Origin of the sequence: Pantoea sp. B550 (assembly GCF_024158165.1) — a bacterium.
In the GTDB taxonomy this organism is placed as follows: domain Bacteria; phylum Pseudomonadota; class Gammaproteobacteria; order Enterobacterales; family Enterobacteriaceae; genus Pantoea; species Pantoea alfalfae.
Genome location: NZ_JAMYXI010000003.1, coordinates 2,472,394 through 2,489,642 on the forward strand (window position 1 = coordinate 2,472,394; position 17,249 = coordinate 2,489,642).

Consider the following 17,249-nt stretch of genomic DNA (forward strand, 5'->3'; position numbering starts at 1 on the left):
ACTGCTTCGGCAGTGAGACCCTGTTATTACACCGACCCACGCAGATGCGTGGGTTTTTTTTGTCTGCTTGCCTGAGCCTGCCGTTACCGCTGTAAAAACTCCCGCTAAATCAACATCGTTCTTAACGAAACCCTGACAGTTTGCCAATAGAAAGGCGCGTCGCCTTTCACTGATAATGGCCGCCGTGAAGCCTGGCGGTTTTTTGCTCGCTGCCGCTCACTGCCGCATTCCGCACGTTCCGGGATTTCTTTTTCTGCTTATCTGAAGAGTTCGACGATGACTCACCTTTCTCGCCCCGCGCGTTCCTTTGGGCTTAAATGGCTGCTTCTGTTGCTGGTGGCGGCGATTGTCGCGGGCGTTATCTGGCGTCTGCTCTCTTCGGGGCACGGGCCGGGTGACGGAATGCCGCCGGGCAGACCGGGTTTGCCTGGCATGATGGGCGGCAGTGCAACGCTGGTTCACAGCGGGGTTGCCAGCACGGCGGATGTGCCAGTATGGCTTAATGCGCTCGGCACGGTGATCCCCAACGCCAGCGTGACGGTGACCAGCCGCGTTGACGGCCAGTTGGAGCAGGTTTTCTTCACCGAAGGACAGAAGGTCAGTGCCGGTCAACTGCTGGCGCAAATCGATCCGCGCAGCTATCAGGCGACGCTGAACCAGTATCAGGCTGAACTCAGCGAGAACCAGGCGCTGCTGAAAAGTGCCGAGCTGACGCTGGCGCGCTACCGCAAACTGGCGGCGCAGGATGCGCTGGCGCGCCAGGATCTGGACACGCAGATTGCCACCGTCGGGCAGTATCGCGGCGCGGTCGCCGCCGATCAGGCGCAGATCGCCAGTGCGAAACTCAGCATTGAATATGCCCGGATCACCGCCCCGATCAGCGGGCGCGTCGGTCTGCGTCAGGTCGATCCCGGCAACATGGTGCAGAGCTCCAGCAGCACCGGTCTGGTGACCATCACGCAGATGCAGCCCGCCGCCGTGACCTTTAGCGTGCCACAAAGCGACATCCCCGCGCTGGTCAGCGTGCTGCATCAGGGGCAGAGCCTGCCCGCCACGCTGTTTGATCAGGACAACCAGCATCCGCTCGCCAGCGGCGAAGTGAAGTTCATCAGCAACCAGATCGACACCGCCACCGGCACCGTGGCGCTGAAAGCGGTGTTTGCCAACCAGGATGAGTCGCTGTTTGCTAACCAGTTTGTGAATCTGCGGCTGCAGACCCGGGTGCTGAAAGGCGCGACGGTGATCCCGGCGCAGGCGCTGCAGTTGAGCAGCGACGGCAGCTTTGTCTTTGTGATCAACAAAGATCATACCGTCACGCGTAAAGCGGTCACCACCGGCCCGGCTTTCGGCGACGATCAGCAGGCGATCCTCAGCGGCGTTGCACCGGGCGATCGGCTGGTAACGGAAGGGATCGATCGTCTGACCAGCGGCAGCAAAGTGTCGCTGGCGGATGAGACGCCCGCTGCCGGTGCTGTATCGAAATGAATCCGTCTCGCCTGTTTATTCTGCGTCCGGTCGCCACCATTCTGCTGATGGCCGGCGTGCTGATCGCCGGCATTTTTGCCTGGAAATTCCTCTCAACCTCGGCGCTGCCGCAGGTCGACTATCCGATCATTCAGGTCACCACGCTCTATCCGGGTGCCAGCCCGGATGTGATGGCGTCGTCGGTCACCTCACCACTGGAGCGCCAGTTAGGGCAGATGGCGGGACTGAGCCAGATGAGCTCCACCAGCGCCAGCGGCTCGTCGATCATTACCCTGAAGTTCAGCCTCGATCTGTCGCTGGATGTCGCCGAGCAGGAGGTGCAGGCGGCGATCAATGCGGCGAATAACCTGCTGCCCGACGATCTGCCCAACCCGCCGACCTACAAAAAGGTTAATCCGGCGGACAGCGCGGTGGTGACGCTGGCGGCCAGCTCCGGCACGCTGCCGCTGACTGAGGTGCAGGATCTGGTCAACACCCGGGTGGCGCTGAAGCTGTCGCAGATCTCCGGCGTCGGGATGGTGACCTTGGCGGGCGGCCACCAGCCGGCGATTCGGGTGCAGATGAATCCTCTGGCGCTGGCGGCGCATCACCTGACGCTGGAGGCGGTAAATACGCTGATTGGCAACAGCAACGTCAATGGCGCCAAAGGCGGCTTTGACGGTAAATATCATTCGGTGACCATCGACGCCAACGACCAGCTGCGCACCGCAACCGAGTACGGCAACCTGATCCTCAGCTATGAGAATGGCGCGGCGCTGCGCCTGAAAGATATCGCCCACATCGAACAGGGCCCGGAGAACAGCTTCCAGTCCGCATGGGCCAATAACCAGCCCGCGATTGTCATCAGCGTGCAGCGTCAGCCCGGCGCAAACGTGATTCAGGTGGTGGACAACATCAAGGCGCAGCTTCCTGCACTGCAGGCGGCGCTGCCGGACGGGGTGAAGATGACGATTCTCTCCGACCGCACCCAGACCATTCGCGCCTCAATCAGCGACGTGCAATTTGAGCTGATGCTGTCGATTGCGCTGGTGGTGATGGTAACCTTTCTGTTCCTGCGCAACGTGGCCGCCACGCTGATCCCGAGCGTGGCGGTGCCGCTGTCGCTGGTTGGCACCTTTAGCGTGATGTATCTGGCGGGCTTCAGCCTGAATAATTTGTCGCTGATGGCGCTGACCATCGCCACCGGCTTTGTCATCGATGACGCGATCGTGGTGGTCGAGAACATCTCCCGGCGGCTGGAGCAGGGCGAGTCACCGATGGAAGCCGCGCTGAAAGGCTCACAGCAGATTGGCTTCACCATCATCTCGCTGACCTTTTCGCTGATTGCGGTGCTGATCCCGCTGCTGTTTATGGGCGATGTGGTCGGGCGGCTGTTCCGGGAGTTCGCGATTACGCTGGCGGTGGCGATCCTGGTGTCGATGGGGGTGTCACTGACGCTGACCCCGATGCTGTGCGCGTATCTGCTGCGGCACATTCCACCAGAGCAGCAGTCAACCTTTGCCCGCAAGGGCGGCGCGCTGTTTGACCGGCTGGTGCGCGGCTATGACCGGCTGCTGACCATGGTGCTGAACCATCAGAAACTGACGCTGCTGGTGGCGCTGGCGACCTTCGGGCTGACGGCGCTGCTCTATCTGATGGTGCCGAAAGGCTTCTTCCCGACGCAGGATACCGGGCTGATTCAGGGCGTTACCGTTGCGTCACAGGATGTCTCGTTTAACGCCATGACCACGCGGCAGCAGGCGCTCTCCGCGCTGATCCTGAAAAACCCGGCGGTGAAGAGCGTCTCATCGACCATCGGCATCGACGGCACTAACAGCAGCCTCAACAGCGGACGGTTGCAGATCAACCTTAAGCCGTCTGGCACCCGCGATCTCAGTGCCAGCGAAGTCATCAGCCAGCTGAACCGGGCGACCGCCAGCGTGCCGGGTATCCGGCTCTATCTGCAGCCAGCACAGGATCTCACCGTCAACGATCAGGTGTCGCCGAGTCAGTATCAGTTCACCCTTGACGACGCCGACAGTGAAAATCTGGTCCGCACGTCGCCGAAACTGGTGGCGGCCTTGCAGCAGCGGCCCGAGTTTAATGGCGTGGTGAGTAACCTGCAGGATCAGGGGCGTGTCTCTTACGTGGAGCTGAACCGCGATAAAGCGGCGCGCTTCGGCATTACCGCATCGGACGTGGACACCGCGCTCTATAACGCCTTTGGTCAGCGTCTGGTCTCGACCATTTTTACCCAGTCGAATCAGTATCGGGTGGTGCTGGAAGTGGCGCCAGCTTACCAGCAGGGGCCGGCGTCGTTTGATGATGTTTATCTGCAGCCGTCCACCAGCAGCAGTTCAACGTCGTCATCCACCAGCACGACGTCATCAGCGTCAACGTCTTCGTCAACATCTTCGTCTTCATCGACGTCCACTTCAGCCTCTGACACCCGCTCTGCCAGCAGCGGCATGGTCAAACTTACCTCTATCGCCACTATCCACCAGCGCACCGGTTCGCTGATGCACATGCGGCTGAATCAGTTCCCGGCGGTGATGATCTCCTTCAACCTGAATCCAGGCTACTCGCTGGAGGATGGACAGCGGGCAATTGCCGACGTGCGGCAGCAGCTGCAGCTGCCGGAGAGCACCACGCTGCGCTATCAGGGCGAAACGTCGGCATTCCAGAGCGCCACCGGCAACACGCTGTGGCTGATTCTGGCGGCGCTGATCACCATGTATGTGGTGCTCGGCATTCTCTACGAAAGCTTTATCCATCCGGTGACCATCCTCTCTACGCTGCCGTCGGCGGCGGTGGGCGCGTTGCTGACGCTGCTGCTGGCGGGCACCGAATTCAGCCTGATTGCGCTGATTGGGGTGATACTGCTGATCGGCATCGTGAAAAAGAACGCCATCATGATGATCGACTTCGCGCTGGAGGCGGAACACCATCAGCAGCTCAGCGCGCGCGACGCAATTCATCAGGCCTGCCTGCTGCGCTTCCGCCCGATTCTGATGACGACGATGGCGGCGCTGCTGGGTGCGCTGCCACTGATGCTGGCCTCCGGCTCCGGGGCAGAGCTGCGTCAGCCGCTGGGGCTGGTGATTGTCGGCGGGCTGATTGTCAGTCAGGTGCTGACGCTCTTCTCCACGCCGGTCATTTACCTCCTGTTTGATGGGCTGGCGCAGCGCGGTAACGCCTGGGTGAAACGCCGTCAGCAGCGGGCGCGGAGCGGGCAATGAATCTGACGCGGCTGTTTATCTTTCGTCCGGTAGCGACGCTGCTGCTGACGCTGGCGATCCTGCTGCTGGGCGCGCTGGGTTACCGGCTGCTGCCGGTGGCACCGCTGCCGCAGGTCGATTTTCCGACCATCATGGTCAGCGCCAGCCTGGCAGGCGCCAGCCCGGAAACCATGGCGGCGACGGTCGCTACGCCGCTGGAACGTTCGCTGGGGCAGATTGCCGGTATTAGTGAGATGACCTCCAGCAGCTCGCAGGGCTCCAGCAGCATCATCCTGCAGTTTGAACTGGACCGCGATATCAATGGCGCGGCGCGCGACGTGCAGGCGGCGATTAACGCGGCGCGCAGCCTGCTGCCGAGCGCAATGGCCTCGCTGCCGACTTATCGCAAAGCCAACCCGTCAGATGCGCCGATTGTGATGCTGGCGCTGACCTCTGCTACCCGCACGCCCGGCGAGCTTTACGATCTGGCGGAGAGCAAAATCGAACAGGCGATGGGGCAGGTACAGGGCGTCGGCGAAGTCTCGCTGATGGGCAGTGCCTTACCGGCGGTGCGGATTGATCTGCAGCCGCTGAAGCTGACCCATTACGGCATCTCGCTGGAGACGGTGCGTGCCGCCGTCGCCAACAGCACCACCAATCTGCCTAAAGGGATCTTACAGGGCAGTGACCATTCGTGGCTGGTGGACAGCAACGGCCAGCTGGAGAAGGCGGCCAGCTACCGCGATCTGATCATCACTTATCAGCAGGGCAACGCGGTGCGGCTGCGCGACGTCGCCACGGTCTATGACTCGGTGGAAGATCGCTATCAGGCGGGATTCCTGAATGCTACGCCTGCGGTAATGATCGGCATTAAACGTCAGGCGGGCGCTAACATGCTGGAAACCATCGACGCAATAAAAGCGCAGTTGCCGCTGCTGGAAAAGAGTCTGCCCGCTGACAGCCAGCTGAAGGTGGTGGTTGACCGCTCACCGGGCGTGCGCGCCTCGCTGTATGACACCGAAGAGACGCTGCTGATCGCGGTGCTGCTGGTCATTGCGGTGGTGTTTGTTTTCCTGCGCAATCTGCAGGCGGTGATCATTCCGGCCCTGGCGCTGCCGGTGTCGCTGATCGGCACCTGCGCGGTGATGTACCTGCTGGGTTACAGCCTGGATAACCTGTCGCTGATGGCGCTGATTATCTCTACCGGCTTCGTGGTGGATGATGCGATTGTGGTGCTGGAGAACATCACCCGTCACATTGAGCGCGGACTCAGCCCGCTGCGGGCAGCGCTGCGCGGGGCGCAGGAGGTGAGCTTCACCGTGCTGTCGATGACCGTATCGCTGATCGCGGTGTTCATCCCGATTCTGCTGATGGGCAGCATTGTCGGGCGGCTGTTCCGCGAATTTGCTGTCACGCTCACCGTGTCGCTGCTGATCTCGCTGTTTGTCTCACTCAGCCTGACGCCAATGCTCTGCGCGCGCCTGCTGAAACCAAAGCCGCCTGTCAGTCAGCGGCCGCATCCGCTTTATCAGTTGATTGAAAACCAGCTGAACCGCCTGCTGGCCGCCTACGGGCGCGGGCTGGCCTGGGTGATGCGCCATCAGAAACTGACGCTGCTCAGCCTGCTGCTGACCGTGCTGCTGAATGTTTTTCTGTTCACCGTGGTGCAGAAGGGCTTTTTCCCGAATCAGGACACCGGGCTGCTGATGGGCGCGCTGCGTGCCGATCAGAACATTTCGTTTCAGGCGATGAAGCCGAAAATGCTGATGTTCACGAAGATCATTCAGGAAGACCCGGCGGTCGATAGCGTAATGTCGTCGATGGGCAGCGGGATGTTTGGCTCCCGCAACAGCGCCAACTTCTTTGTGCGACTTAAAGATTTTGACCAGCGCGATGCCACGGCTACCGAAGTCGCCAACCGGCTGACGCGTAAAACCAGCCACATCGCCGGGGCGCAGATGTTCCTGATGGCGGCGCAGGATCTGCACATTGGCGGACGCAGCGCTAACGCCACGTATCAGTACAGCCTGCAGGCAGACGATCTTGATCTGCTGCGGATCTGGACGCCGAAAGTGCAGGCGGCGCTGGCGGCGACCCCCGGGCTCAACAGCGTAGACTCCGACTCGCAGACCGGCGGGCAGGAGGTGGAGCTGACTATCGACCGCGACCGCGCGACCCGGCTGGGCGTCAATGTGAACATGCTGGATACGCTGCTGAACAATGCGTTCAGCCAGCGGCAGATCGCCACGCTCTATAACACCCTGAATCAGTATCACGTGGTGATGTCACTGCAGGACAGCGACACCGCGAATCCGGAGACGCTTCAGCAGCTCTATGTGATTAACGACAGCGGTGACCGCGTGCCGCTTTCCGCCTTTGCCCGCTTCAGCGGCGGCAATGTGCCGCTGTCGGTGGCGCATCAGGGCCAGTCCGCGACCAGTACCGTAGCATTCAACCTCAATGAGGGCGTTTCGCTGGAGCAGGCGCAGTTACTCATTAAACAGGCGATGGCGAAGCTGGGCCTGCCGTCGACCCTTCATGCCGGTTTTGCCGGTACTGCCGCCGCCTTTTCCCAGCTGACCGCCACCATGCCGTGGCTGATTCTGGCGGCGCTGGCGGCGGTCTATCTCGTGCTCGGCGTGCTCTACGAGAGCTACATCCATCCGCTGACCATTCTCTCAACGCTGCCGTCTGCGGGCGTCGGCGCGCTGTTACTGCTGCTGCTGACCAACACGCAGCTCACGGTGATCGCGCTGATTGGCATCATCCTGCTGATTGGCATCGTGAAAAAGAACGCCATCATGATGATCGATTTTGCCATCGACGCGGAGCGGCGGCAGGGTATGTCGCCGCAGCAGGCGATTACCCAGGCGTGCCTGATGCGCTTCCGGCCGATCATGATGACTACGCTGGCCGCCTTTTTCGGCGCGTTGCCGCTGGCGCTGGGCAGCGGCGGGGATGCCGATCTGCGCAGTCCGCTGGGGATCGCTATCGCGGGCGGACTGGCGCTCAGCCAGCTGCTGACACTGTTTACCACACCGGTTGTTTATCTTTGGCTCGACCGTCTGGGCCGTGCCACTCAACGTCAATGGCGTCGTCTGCGCCCTACGGAATCCTGATCCATGAAACCGCTTATTCCCTTTGTTGTGATGCTGCTGCTGGGCGGCTGTAGCGTCGGTCCCGACTATCAGCGCCCCGCGATGGCGATGCCGGTCCACTATAAAGAGGCCAGAGGCTGGCAGCAGGCGACGCCGCTTGATGCGCAAAGCAAAGGCGAATGGTGGGCGGTTTATCACGACGCCACCCTGAGCGGCCTGCTGAACCAGGTGAGCATCTCGAACCAGAACGTGGCGAATTATGCCGCGCAGTACCGGCAGGCACAGGCGCTGGCGAGTGCGTCACGCGCGGCGCTGTTTCCTTCACTGGGCTATGACGGCAGCGTGACGCGCAGCGGCAGCCATGCCACTGGCAGCAGCGTTCGCACTACCAGCAGCAGCCATCAGGCGGAGCTGAGTGCCAGCTGGGAGCCTGATCTGTGGGGCAAACTGCGACGCACGCTGGAGGAGAACCGCGCCAGCGCCTCGGCCAGCGCGGCGGAACTGGCCAATATCACCCTGAGCGCCCAGTCTGAACTGGCGCAGGATTATTTCCAGCTGCGCATCATGGATCAGAAAATCGCGCGCTATCAGCAGAGCATTGACGCTTATCAGCGCTACCTGAACGTCATTAACAGCCAGTATCAGGCGGGCACTGCGTCGCGTGCCACGCTGGCTCAGGCGCAGCTGCAGCTGGAGAGTGCCAGCGCCTCGGCGCAGGATTACCAGTGGCAGCGCGCGCAGATGGAACATGCCATTGCGCTGCTGGTCGGCAAAGCCCCCGCCGACTTCAGTCTCGCCGCCGCGCCGCTGACCGCCACGCTGCCCGCCATTCCGGCCGCCCTGCCGGGCGAGCTATTGCAGCGCCGTCCCGACATTGCGTACGCCGAACGTAACATGGCTGCGGCCAATGCTGCGGTGGGCGTGGCGGTGGCCGGTTACTATCCCGACCTGACCCTCAGCGCCAGCGGGGGCGTCAGCGCTTCCGTGCTGCATTCGCTGTTCTCGCTGCCGAATCGCGTCTGGTCGCTGGGGCCGGAGCTGAGCGGCACGCTGCTTGACGCGGGCGCGACCTCTGCCAAAGTCGATCAGGCGCGGGCAGGCTGGGATGCCAGCGTCGCAACCTATCGTCAGACGGTGCTGTCCGCGATGCAGGAAGTGGAAGATAAGCTGGTGGAGCTGAACACGCTGCAGGGCGAAATCGCCGCACAGCAGCGCGCCACCGATGCAGCACAGACCTCGGCGCGGGTGACGCGTCTGCAGTATGAGGCGGGCATGATTAACTACCTGGATGTCGCGACCACGGAGAACAGCAGCCTGAGTGCGCAGCAGAGTTTGCTGACGCTGCAGAGCACGCAGTGGGTCAGCAGCGTGGCACTGATTGCCGCGCTCGGCGGTAGCTGGCAGGCCCCCTGAAGCCGCGTCAGATTGCCGATAATTCGGTTGTCGAACCGCGTCAAATCCTGCATCGTGAGGGGCTAATTTTCACGATGCTAAGGAACCGGCATGGCTTTCAAAATTTTACGTTTGATATTTCGCCTGTTATGGCGGGTCGAACTGCGTGGCGACGTCGCCGAACTGCATAAGCAGAAGGTATTAATCACGCCGAACCATATGTCGTTTCTCGACGGCATGTTGCTGGCGCTCTTTTTACCGATTAAACCGGTATTCGCCGTCTACTCGACCATCAGCGAAAGCTGGTTTATGCGTCTGATTAAACCCTTTATCGACTTTGTGCCGCTGGATCCGACCCGGCCTATGGCGCTGAAGCAGCTGGTAAGGCTGATTGATACGGGCCGTCCGGTGGTCATCTTCCCGGAAGGACGCATTACCGTCACCGGCTCGCTGATGAAAATCTACAGCGGGGCCGGCTTTGTCGCCGCGCGCTCAGGCGCGAATGTGGTGCCAATGCGCATTGAAGGCGCAGAATACACGCCGTTTGGTCGTCTGGCTGGCGTGTTTAAACGTCGCCTGTTCCCGCGCATCACCCTGACCGTACTGCCCGCGACCCGCATTCCGATGCCGGAGGCGAAACGGGCGCGCGACCGTCGCGTGCTGGCCGGTGAGCATCTGCATCACGTGATGATGGAAGCGCGCATGGCGGTGCGTCCGCGTGAAACCCTGTTTGAGGCGTTTCTGGCGGCGCGTACCCGTTATGGCGCGTTTAAGCGCTGCATCGAAGATGTCAATTTCAAGCCTGACAGCTACACCGGACTGCTGAAAAAGTCGCTGGGCGTGGGCCGTATTCTTGAACGCTACAGCCAGCCGCGAGAAGTGGTGGGGCTGCTGCTGCCGAATACCACCGTGACAGCGGCAGCGATTTTCGGGGCCACCCTGCGCGGGCGCGTTCCGGCCATGCTCAACTACAGTGCGGGCGTTAATGGCATGCGGGCGGCACTGACCGCCGCACAGATCAAAACCGTCTTCACGTCGCGGCAGTTCCTGGAAAAAGGCAACCTGTGGCATCTGCCGCAGGGGCTGGACGATGTGCAGTGGATCTACCTGGAAGATCTGAAAGATACCGTCACCGGCAAAGACAAGCTATGGATCCTCGCGCATCTGCTGATGCCGCATCGCGCCCAGTTGCCTCAGCAGCCGGAAGACGCCGCCATGGTGCTGTTTACCTCCGGCTCTGAAGGCAACCCTAAGGGCGTGGTGCATTCGCATAAAAGCCTGCTGGCGAACGTCGAGCAGATCCGCACCATCGCCGACTTCACGCCGCGCGACCGCTTTATGTCTGCGCTGCCACTGTTTCATGCGTTTGGTCTCACCGTCGGGCTGTTCACGCCGCTGATGACCGGCGCCCAGGTGTTCCTCTATCCCAGCCCGCTGCACTATCGCATCGTGCCAGAGCTGGTCTATGACCGTAACTGCACCGTGCTGTTTGGCACCTCAACCTTCCTGGGTAACTACGCGCGCTTTGCCGCACCCTATGATTTTGCCCGCCTGCGCTATGTGGTAGCGGGTGCGGAGAAGCTGCAGGAGAACACGCGTCAGCTCTACATTGAGAAGTATGGCATTCGTATCCTTGAAGGCTACGGCGTCACCGAGTGCGCGCCGGTCGTGGCGATTAACGTGCCGATGGCGGCGAAGACGCACACCGTGGGACGCATTCTGCCGGGCATGGATTCACGACTGATGTCGGTGCCAGGCATTGAGCACGGCGGACGTCTGCAACTTCGCGGGCCGAACGTGATGAAAGGCTATCTGCGGGTCGAAAATCCTGGCGTGCTGGAAGCACCGGTCGCTGACGATGGCGAAGGCAACATGGAAGCGGGCTGGTACGACACCGGTGATATCGTCAGCTTCGATGAAGGCGGTTTTTGCCAGATTCAGGGTCGTGCCAAACGCTTTGCGAAGATTGCCGGTGAGATGGTATCACTGGAAATCGTCGAGCAGATCGCTCTGAAAGCGTCACCGGACAAACAGCACGCCGCCTCGCTGCGCCCGGATGGTCAGCGTGGTGAGGCACTGGTGCTGTTTACCACCGATGCGGAGCTGGCGCGCGACAGGCTGCAGAAAGCTGCCCGCGAGCTGGGTGCGCCAGAGCTGGCACTGCCGCGTGATATCCGTGTCATGAAGCAGTTGCCGCAGCTGGGCAGCGGTAAACCCGACTACGTTACCCTGAAAAAAATGGCGGAAGAGGAGCAGGCATGAGCCTTGATCGTAATGCGCCGCTGATGTCGCGTGGCATGATCGCCGTGATTATCGCCCAGTTCTTTTCGGCCTTCGGCGATAACGCGCTGCTGTTTGCCACGCTGGCTGTGCTGAAAAGTCAGTTCTATCCCGAGTGGAGCCAGCCGGTATTACAAATGCTGTTTGTCGCAGCCTACATTCTGCTGGCGCCGTTTGTCGGTCAGGTGGCGGACAGCATGGCGAAAGGGCGGGTGATGATGCTCGCCAACAGCCTGAAGCTGCTGGGCGCGCTGGTGATCTGCTTCGGCTTCAATCCCTTTGTCGGCTACACCCTGGTGGGCGCAGGCGCAGCGGCCTACTCGCCAGCCAAATATGGCATCCTCGGTGAGATCACCCACGGCGAGAAGCTGGTGAAAGCCAACGGGCTGATGGAGGCCTCGACCATCGCCGCCATTCTGCTTGGCTCGGTGGCGGGCGGGATGCTGGCTGACTGGCATATTCTGGCGGCGCTGGGGATCTGTGCACTGACTTACGGCATCGCCGTAGTCGCGAACCTGTTTATCCCGAAACTGCAGGCGGCACGTCCGGGGCAGAGCTGGCAGTTCGGCGTGATGACGCGCAGCTTCTTCAGTGCCGCCACGCTGCTGTGGCGTGATGCGGAAACGCGCTTCTCGCTGCTCGGCACCAGTCTGTTCTGGGGCGCAGGCGTGACGTTACGTTTTCTGCTGGTGCTCTGGGTGCCGGTGGCGCTGGGCATCAATGACAACACCACGCCAACCACGCTGAATGCCATGGTCGCGATCGGTATCGTGATTGGCGCGGCAGCGGCGGCGAAGCTGGTCACGCTGGAGACCGTGCGTCGCTGCATGCCGGCCGGTGTGCTGATTGGCGTGATGGTGGTGGTCTTCGCGCTGCAGCACTCCCTGATGAATGCTTATTTAGTGCTGATGCTGATTGGTGCGCTGGGCGGTTTCTTCGTGGTGCCGCTGAATGCGCTGCTGCAGGCGCGCGGCAAAGAGAGCGTCGGGTCAGGCAATGCGATTGCGGTTCAGAACCTGGGCGAGAACAGCGCCATGCTGATCATGCTGGGGCTCTATACGCTGGCGATTAAGGCGGGAGCACCTGCGGTGTCGACGGGCGTCGGTTTTGGCGTGCTGTTTGCGCTGGCGATTACGGTGCTGTGGCTATGGCGACCGGCTAAGCGGTAACGAATTCGCCGCCTCTCTCCGGCTTACGCGGGCAGAGGCGGCGTGAGGCTTAGCGACGGACGGCAATCGCTTCGATTTCGATCTTCACATCTTTTGGCAGACGCGCCACCTCGACACAGGAACGCGCCGGGAAGTGAGCCTCATGCTCGGTGAAAAACGCTTCATACGTCGCGTTGACCGTGGCGAAATCATTCAGGTCCTTCACGAACACCGTGGTCTTCACGATGTCACCCACCTTCAGACCCGCGGCTTCAACAATCGCCTTCACATTTTCCAGTGACTGACGTGCCTGTGCGGCAATGTCATCTACCACCTGGCCGGTCGCCGGATCCACCGGGATCTGGCCAGAGGTAATGATCATGCTGCCCAGATCGACACCCTGAACATAGGGACCGATAGCGGCAGGGGCTTTTTCAGTACTGATTTCACGAGACATCATGGCTCCTTTGATTATGTCGTCAGGCGGCGATGCCGCCGGTATTGCCCATTATAAGGTCGGGCAGGGCGATTACCAGTGACCCAGCACCACATGGCGGGCGAACTCTTTCTCGCAATATTTGCACTTCAGATACACATCGTCGGCGCGCTGCTTCACGGCAAAGCTGGAGAAGACCGGCTCGCTGCGGCTGATGCAGTTGCTGTTCGGGCAGGTCAGCACCCGTTCAACGTGATCCGGCAACGTCGGGGCGATCTTCGCCACCACTTCGTAGTCGTCGATGCGGTTAACCGTGGCGTGCGGCGCATAGACCGCCAGCTGATTTACCTGATCGTCGGTGAGAAAGGTGTTCTCAATCTTGATCAGATCTTTGCGGCCCATCTCGCCTGACGGCAGATTCAGACCGATGGTAATGCGCTGATCGGTTTCGGTCAGCCGGAACAGGGAGAGCAGTTTAAAGCCGATCTGCGCCGGAATATGGTCGATGACCGTGCCGCGCTTGATCGCTTCGACCTGCAATTTGTTGTCCTGCGTCATGGGGGGTCTCCTTACAGGGCGAGTTCGCTGTTTAAAACCAGTGCCAGCAGAGCCTGGCGCGCATAGATGCCGTTACCCGCCTGCTGGAAATACCAGGCATACGGGGTTTTATCGACATCGGTGGTGATTTCATCGATGCGCGGCAGCGGGTGCAGCACCTTCATATTGTCGCGTGCCGTACTGAGGTCGGCGGCGCGCAGAATGAACTGCGCTTTGACGTTGGCATATTCAGAGGGATCGAGCCGCTCTTTCTGCACCCGCGTCATGTAAAGGATATCAAGCTGCGGCATCACCTCTTCAAAGCTGTCATGCCGTGACCAGGCGATGTTCTTCTCATCCAGCATATCGGTGATATAGGCTGGCATCGCCAGCGCATCGGGCGCGATGAAGAAGAAGCGGTTGCCGTCAAACTTTGCCAGTGCCTGCGTCAGGGAGTGGACGGTACGGCCATATTTCAGGTCGCCGACCATCGCCACATTCAGCTGATTAAGACGGCTCTGCGTCTCCTGAATGGTGAAGAGATCGAGCAGCGTCTGGGTCGGATGCTGGTTCGCGCCGTCGCCAGCGTTGAGAATCGGGATGCCGCCGGAGAATTCGGTCGCCAGTCGCGCCGCGCCCTCCTGCGGATGACGCATCACAATCGCATCAACGTAGGTACTGATTACTGAAATAGTGTCGGCCAGGGTTTCGCCTTTCTTGCCCAGCGACGTATTACTGCCGTCGGCAAAGCCCACCGCTGACGCGCCGAGGCGATGAATGGCGGTTTCAAACGACAGGCGGGTACGGGTCGACGCCTCAAAGAAGCAGCTGGCGATCACCTTGTGCTTCAGCAGTTCCGGCTGCGGATGGGCTTTAAGCTTTGCGGCGGTGTCCAGTGCCAGTTCCAGCTCTTCACGACTGAGGTCGTTGATTGAAATAATGTGCTTGCGATATAGCGGGTTAGCCATAGCTCTCTCCTCTGCGCGGCCGGATTGCGGACAAAAAAAAGCCCCTGCTTAAGGGGCTTTTTTAAGATCGGGTCGATGACCGAAAGAAACAGCAGCGCCGCCTGCGGTCAGGCGTGATTGAGCGTCAAATTGTCCGCTGTGCTGTCGCATATTTCCTCCGGCAAATTGGGCCGCATTATACCCGTTCGCGGTGGGTCAGCAAGAGGAAAACGTTTGCGCCTCTGGAGCGGATCGGTCAGCGCTGGCCCAGCGTGGCCACCATTACCGCTTTAATCGTGTGCATCCGGTTCTCAGCCTGGTCGAACACAATGCTGTGTGGTGATTCGAACACCTCGTTGCTCACTTCCATGCCGTTGGGCAGATCGTACTGTTCCGCCATCTGCTGGCCCAGCGTGGTCTGATCGTCGTGGAAGGCGGGCAGACAGTGCAGGAATTTAACCTGCGGGTTGCCGGTCAGATCGAGCATCGCCCGGTTAACCTGATAGTCACGCAGCAGCGCAATACGCTCGGCCCACACCGCTTTGGCTTCGCCCATCGACACCCAGACATCGGTGTAGATAAAGTCAGCGCCTTTCACACCGTCGGCAATATTGTCGGTGAGGATAATTTTCCCACCGGTCTGCTGTGCGGCTTCACGGCACTGCGCCACCAGTTCGTCCTCTGGCCAGCAGCTCTTCGGTGCCACCAGACGCAGATCCAGACCGACCTGTGCGGCGGCTTCCAGCATGGTGTTACCCATGTTGTTGCGCGCATCGCCCACATAAACCAGTGTCATTTCGCTGAGTTTTTTGCCTGGCAGATGCTCCTGCATGGTCAGCAGGTCGGCCAGCAGCTGGGTTGGGTGAAACTCGGTGGTCAGACCGTTCCACACCGGCACACCGGCGTGTTCTGCCAGCGTCTCTACCAGCTCCTGACCGTAACCGCGATACTGAATGCCATCGTACATGCGGCCCAGCACCCGCGCGGTGTCGCGCATTGACTCTTTATGGCCGATCTGACTGCCACTGGGGCCAAGATAAGTCACGTTTGCACCCTGATCGTAAGCGGCAACTTCGAAAGAGCATCGGGTACGGGTCGAGTCTTTTTCGAAGATGAGCGCGATGTTTTTACCTTTCAGATACTGCACTTCGCTGGCGCTTTTTTTCGCCTGTTTCAACTCAGCGGAAAGGGAAAGCAGGTGATCGATTTCGGCGGGGGTAAAATCCAGAAGCCTGAGGAAATGGCGCTGATACAGCTGACTCATACAACACTCCGGTAATCATCAAAATGAATTAAAATTCAATCTAACCGTATGAATATGCATTTTCAAGCCTGGAGCTAAGAAACTTTTCGTTTTGTGTAGTGGCACGACAGGCAGTGTGGGAAAATAATTGATTATTGCCGAACTCAGAGAGGACATTGTCATGGCATATGAAGCATTACTGGAAGAGCAGCAGGAAGAGACGCGGCAGATTATCGAAGAGCTGCTGGAGGATGGCAGCGATCCTGATGCGCTCTATACCATCGAGCATCATCTCTCATGCAATAATTTTGATTCGCTGGAAAAAGCGGCCATTGATGCGTTCAAGCTGGGTTATGAAGTGACCGAGCCGGAAGAGCTGGAGCTGGAAGATGGCACCACCGTGATGTGCGTCGACATCATCAGCGAATCTGCGCTGAAGCCTGAACTGATCGATGTGCAGGTTGAGCAGCTGGTGAACCTGATTGGTAAGTACAACGTCGACTACGACGGCTGGGGCACCTATTTTGAAGACCCTGATGCTGAAGATGAAGACGAAGATGACGACGCCATCGAAGATGAAGATGATGATGGTATTCGCCACTAAGTAGCCGGGGCGGAGAGTTCTCCGCCTGTCACTTCTGCCACCCCTTTTCTGACATCATGAATTACGCACCCTTACTCGAACCGATCTATCAGTTTCTGCACTGCCGCACGCCACAGGCCTGGATTGATGAGGCGCGCAAGCCGGAAAACCTGACCCTGCTGTTAACCGACCATCTGGTGTGTGAGCTGAAAGCCGCCCAGACTGCGGTGTGGCTGATCCGCAAATATGTGGCCGACAAACCCAGCGGCGACGCTATTCTGGCGTGGCTGAAACCCTATGAAGATTTTATCTTCCGGGAAGATGGCGACAGCGACTTTATCAACGCCCATAAGAACCTGACGAAACGCATCATTGTGCGCAATGCGCTGCCGTGGGCGGATGAGCTGGTGGAGAAGATGGTGCTACTGATTAAAGAGGAGCTGCATCACTTCTATCAGGTCTGGGAAATTATGCAGTCGCGCGGGCTGGTCTATCAGAAGATCACCTCCAGCCGCTATGCTAAATCGCTGTTGCGCGAAGTGACCACCCATGAGCCGGAGACGCTGGTGGATAAGTTGATTTGTGGTGCTTACATTGAGGCGCGATCCTGCGAGCGTTTCGCCAGTCTGGCGCCGTATCTTGATGATGAACTGGCGAAGTTCTATATTTCGCTGCTGCGCTCAGAGGCGCGGCATTATCAGGACTATTTAACGCTGGCGGCGCAGATTGCCGGTAAGGATATTGCGCCGCGGGTGCAGGCGATTGGCCGGGTCGAAGCAAAGCTGATTAGCGAGCCGGACACGGAGTTGCGTTTTCACAGCGGCGTACCTGCGTGGTAAACCCCTGAGGACGCCCTGGCCAGGGTGTCTCTTTTTCCGGATGCCTGACCGCGTTTATTTCTCT

The 17,249-nt window shown here is 59.9% G+C and carries 12 protein-coding genes; 8 read left to right on the plus strand and 4 right to left on the minus strand.

Annotated features, from left to right (window positions below; genetic code table 11):
* The first annotated feature begins 276 nt into the window (after positions 1 to 276).
* The 6 genes from NIM72_RS14500 to lplT all read left to right on the plus strand — a co-directional run bounded on the left by NIM72_RS14500 (position 277) and on the right by lplT (position 12,621).
* Entirely contained in the window at positions 277 to 1,485 is a 1,209-nt protein-coding gene (locus tag NIM72_RS14500) for an efflux RND transporter periplasmic adaptor subunit (RefSeq protein WP_253420890.1), read from the plus strand.
* Entirely contained in the window at positions 1,482 to 4,703 is a 3,222-nt protein-coding gene (locus NIM72_RS14505) for an efflux RND transporter permease subunit (protein ID WP_253420893.1), read from the plus strand. The genes NIM72_RS14500 and NIM72_RS14505 overlap by 4 nt, the downstream gene beginning before the upstream one ends.
* Entirely contained in the window at positions 4,700 to 7,801 is a 3,102-nt protein-coding gene (locus NIM72_RS14510; protein ID WP_253420896.1) for an efflux RND transporter permease subunit, read from the plus strand. The genes NIM72_RS14505 and NIM72_RS14510 overlap by 4 nt, the downstream gene beginning before the upstream one ends.
* Before the next feature lie 3 nt (positions 7,802 to 7,804).
* Positions 7,805 to 9,193 carry an efflux transporter outer membrane subunit gene (locus tag NIM72_RS14515; RefSeq protein ID WP_253420898.1) on the plus strand — a complete coding sequence of 463 codons (1,389 nt, stop codon included), beginning with the start codon at positions 7,805 to 7,807 and terminating at the stop codon, positions 9,191 to 9,193.
* Between the two features lie 90 nt (positions 9,194 to 9,283).
* Positions 9,284 to 11,434 (plus strand): bifunctional acyl-ACP--phospholipid O-acyltransferase/long-chain-fatty-acid--ACP ligase, encoded by a 2,151-nt coding sequence (gene aas, locus NIM72_RS14520; protein WP_222924669.1) that lies wholly within the window; start codon positions 9,284 to 9,286, stop codon positions 11,432 to 11,434.
* Complete coding sequence (lplT, locus tag NIM72_RS14525) at positions 11,431 to 12,621, plus strand: lysophospholipid transporter LplT (RefSeq protein WP_253420900.1); 1,191 nt, start codon at positions 11,431 to 11,433, stop codon at positions 12,619 to 12,621. Before aas ends, lplT begins: the two co-directional genes overlap by 4 nt.
* 49 nt (positions 12,622 to 12,670) lie before the next feature.
* On the opposite strand, the gene ridA is transcribed toward lplT, so the two are convergent.
* The 4 genes from ridA to argF form a co-directional block, all read right to left on the minus strand.
* Complete coding sequence (gene ridA / locus NIM72_RS14530; protein WP_253422106.1) at positions 12,671 to 13,057, minus strand: 2-iminobutanoate/2-iminopropanoate deaminase; 387 nt, start codon at positions 13,055 to 13,057, stop codon at positions 12,671 to 12,673.
* A 72-nt stretch (positions 13,058 to 13,129) separates the two neighbouring features.
* Entirely contained in the window at positions 13,130 to 13,594 is a 465-nt protein-coding gene (gene pyrI / locus NIM72_RS14535; protein ID WP_161731886.1) for an aspartate carbamoyltransferase regulatory subunit, read from the minus strand.
* An 11-nt stretch (positions 13,595 to 13,605) separates the two neighbouring features.
* The gene (gene pyrB, locus NIM72_RS14540; protein ID WP_222924667.1) at positions 13,606 to 14,541 is read right to left on the minus strand and encodes an aspartate carbamoyltransferase; all 936 of its coding nucleotides are present in this window, start codon (positions 14,539 to 14,541) and stop codon (positions 13,606 to 13,608) included.
* A 235-nt stretch (positions 14,542 to 14,776) separates the two neighbouring features.
* On the minus strand, positions 14,777 to 15,784 hold the full coding sequence (gene argF, locus NIM72_RS14545) for an ornithine carbamoyltransferase (protein ID WP_161731890.1): 1,008 nt from the start codon (positions 15,782 to 15,784) through the stop codon (positions 14,777 to 14,779).
* Positions 15,785 to 15,944: 160 nt separating this feature from the next.
* On the opposite strand from argF, the gene rraB reads away from it, so the two are divergent.
* The gene (gene rraB / locus NIM72_RS14550; protein WP_253420902.1) at positions 15,945 to 16,367 is read left to right on the plus strand and encodes a ribonuclease E inhibitor RraB; all 423 of its coding nucleotides are present in this window, start codon (positions 15,945 to 15,947) and stop codon (positions 16,365 to 16,367) included.
* Between the two features lie 56 nt (positions 16,368 to 16,423).
* Positions 16,424 to 17,185 carry a tRNA-(ms[2]io[6]A)-hydroxylase gene (locus tag NIM72_RS14555; RefSeq protein ID WP_161731892.1) on the plus strand — a complete coding sequence of 254 codons (762 nt, stop codon included), beginning with the start codon at positions 16,424 to 16,426 and terminating at the stop codon, positions 17,183 to 17,185.
* Positions 17,186 to 17,249: the final 64 nt, after the last annotated feature.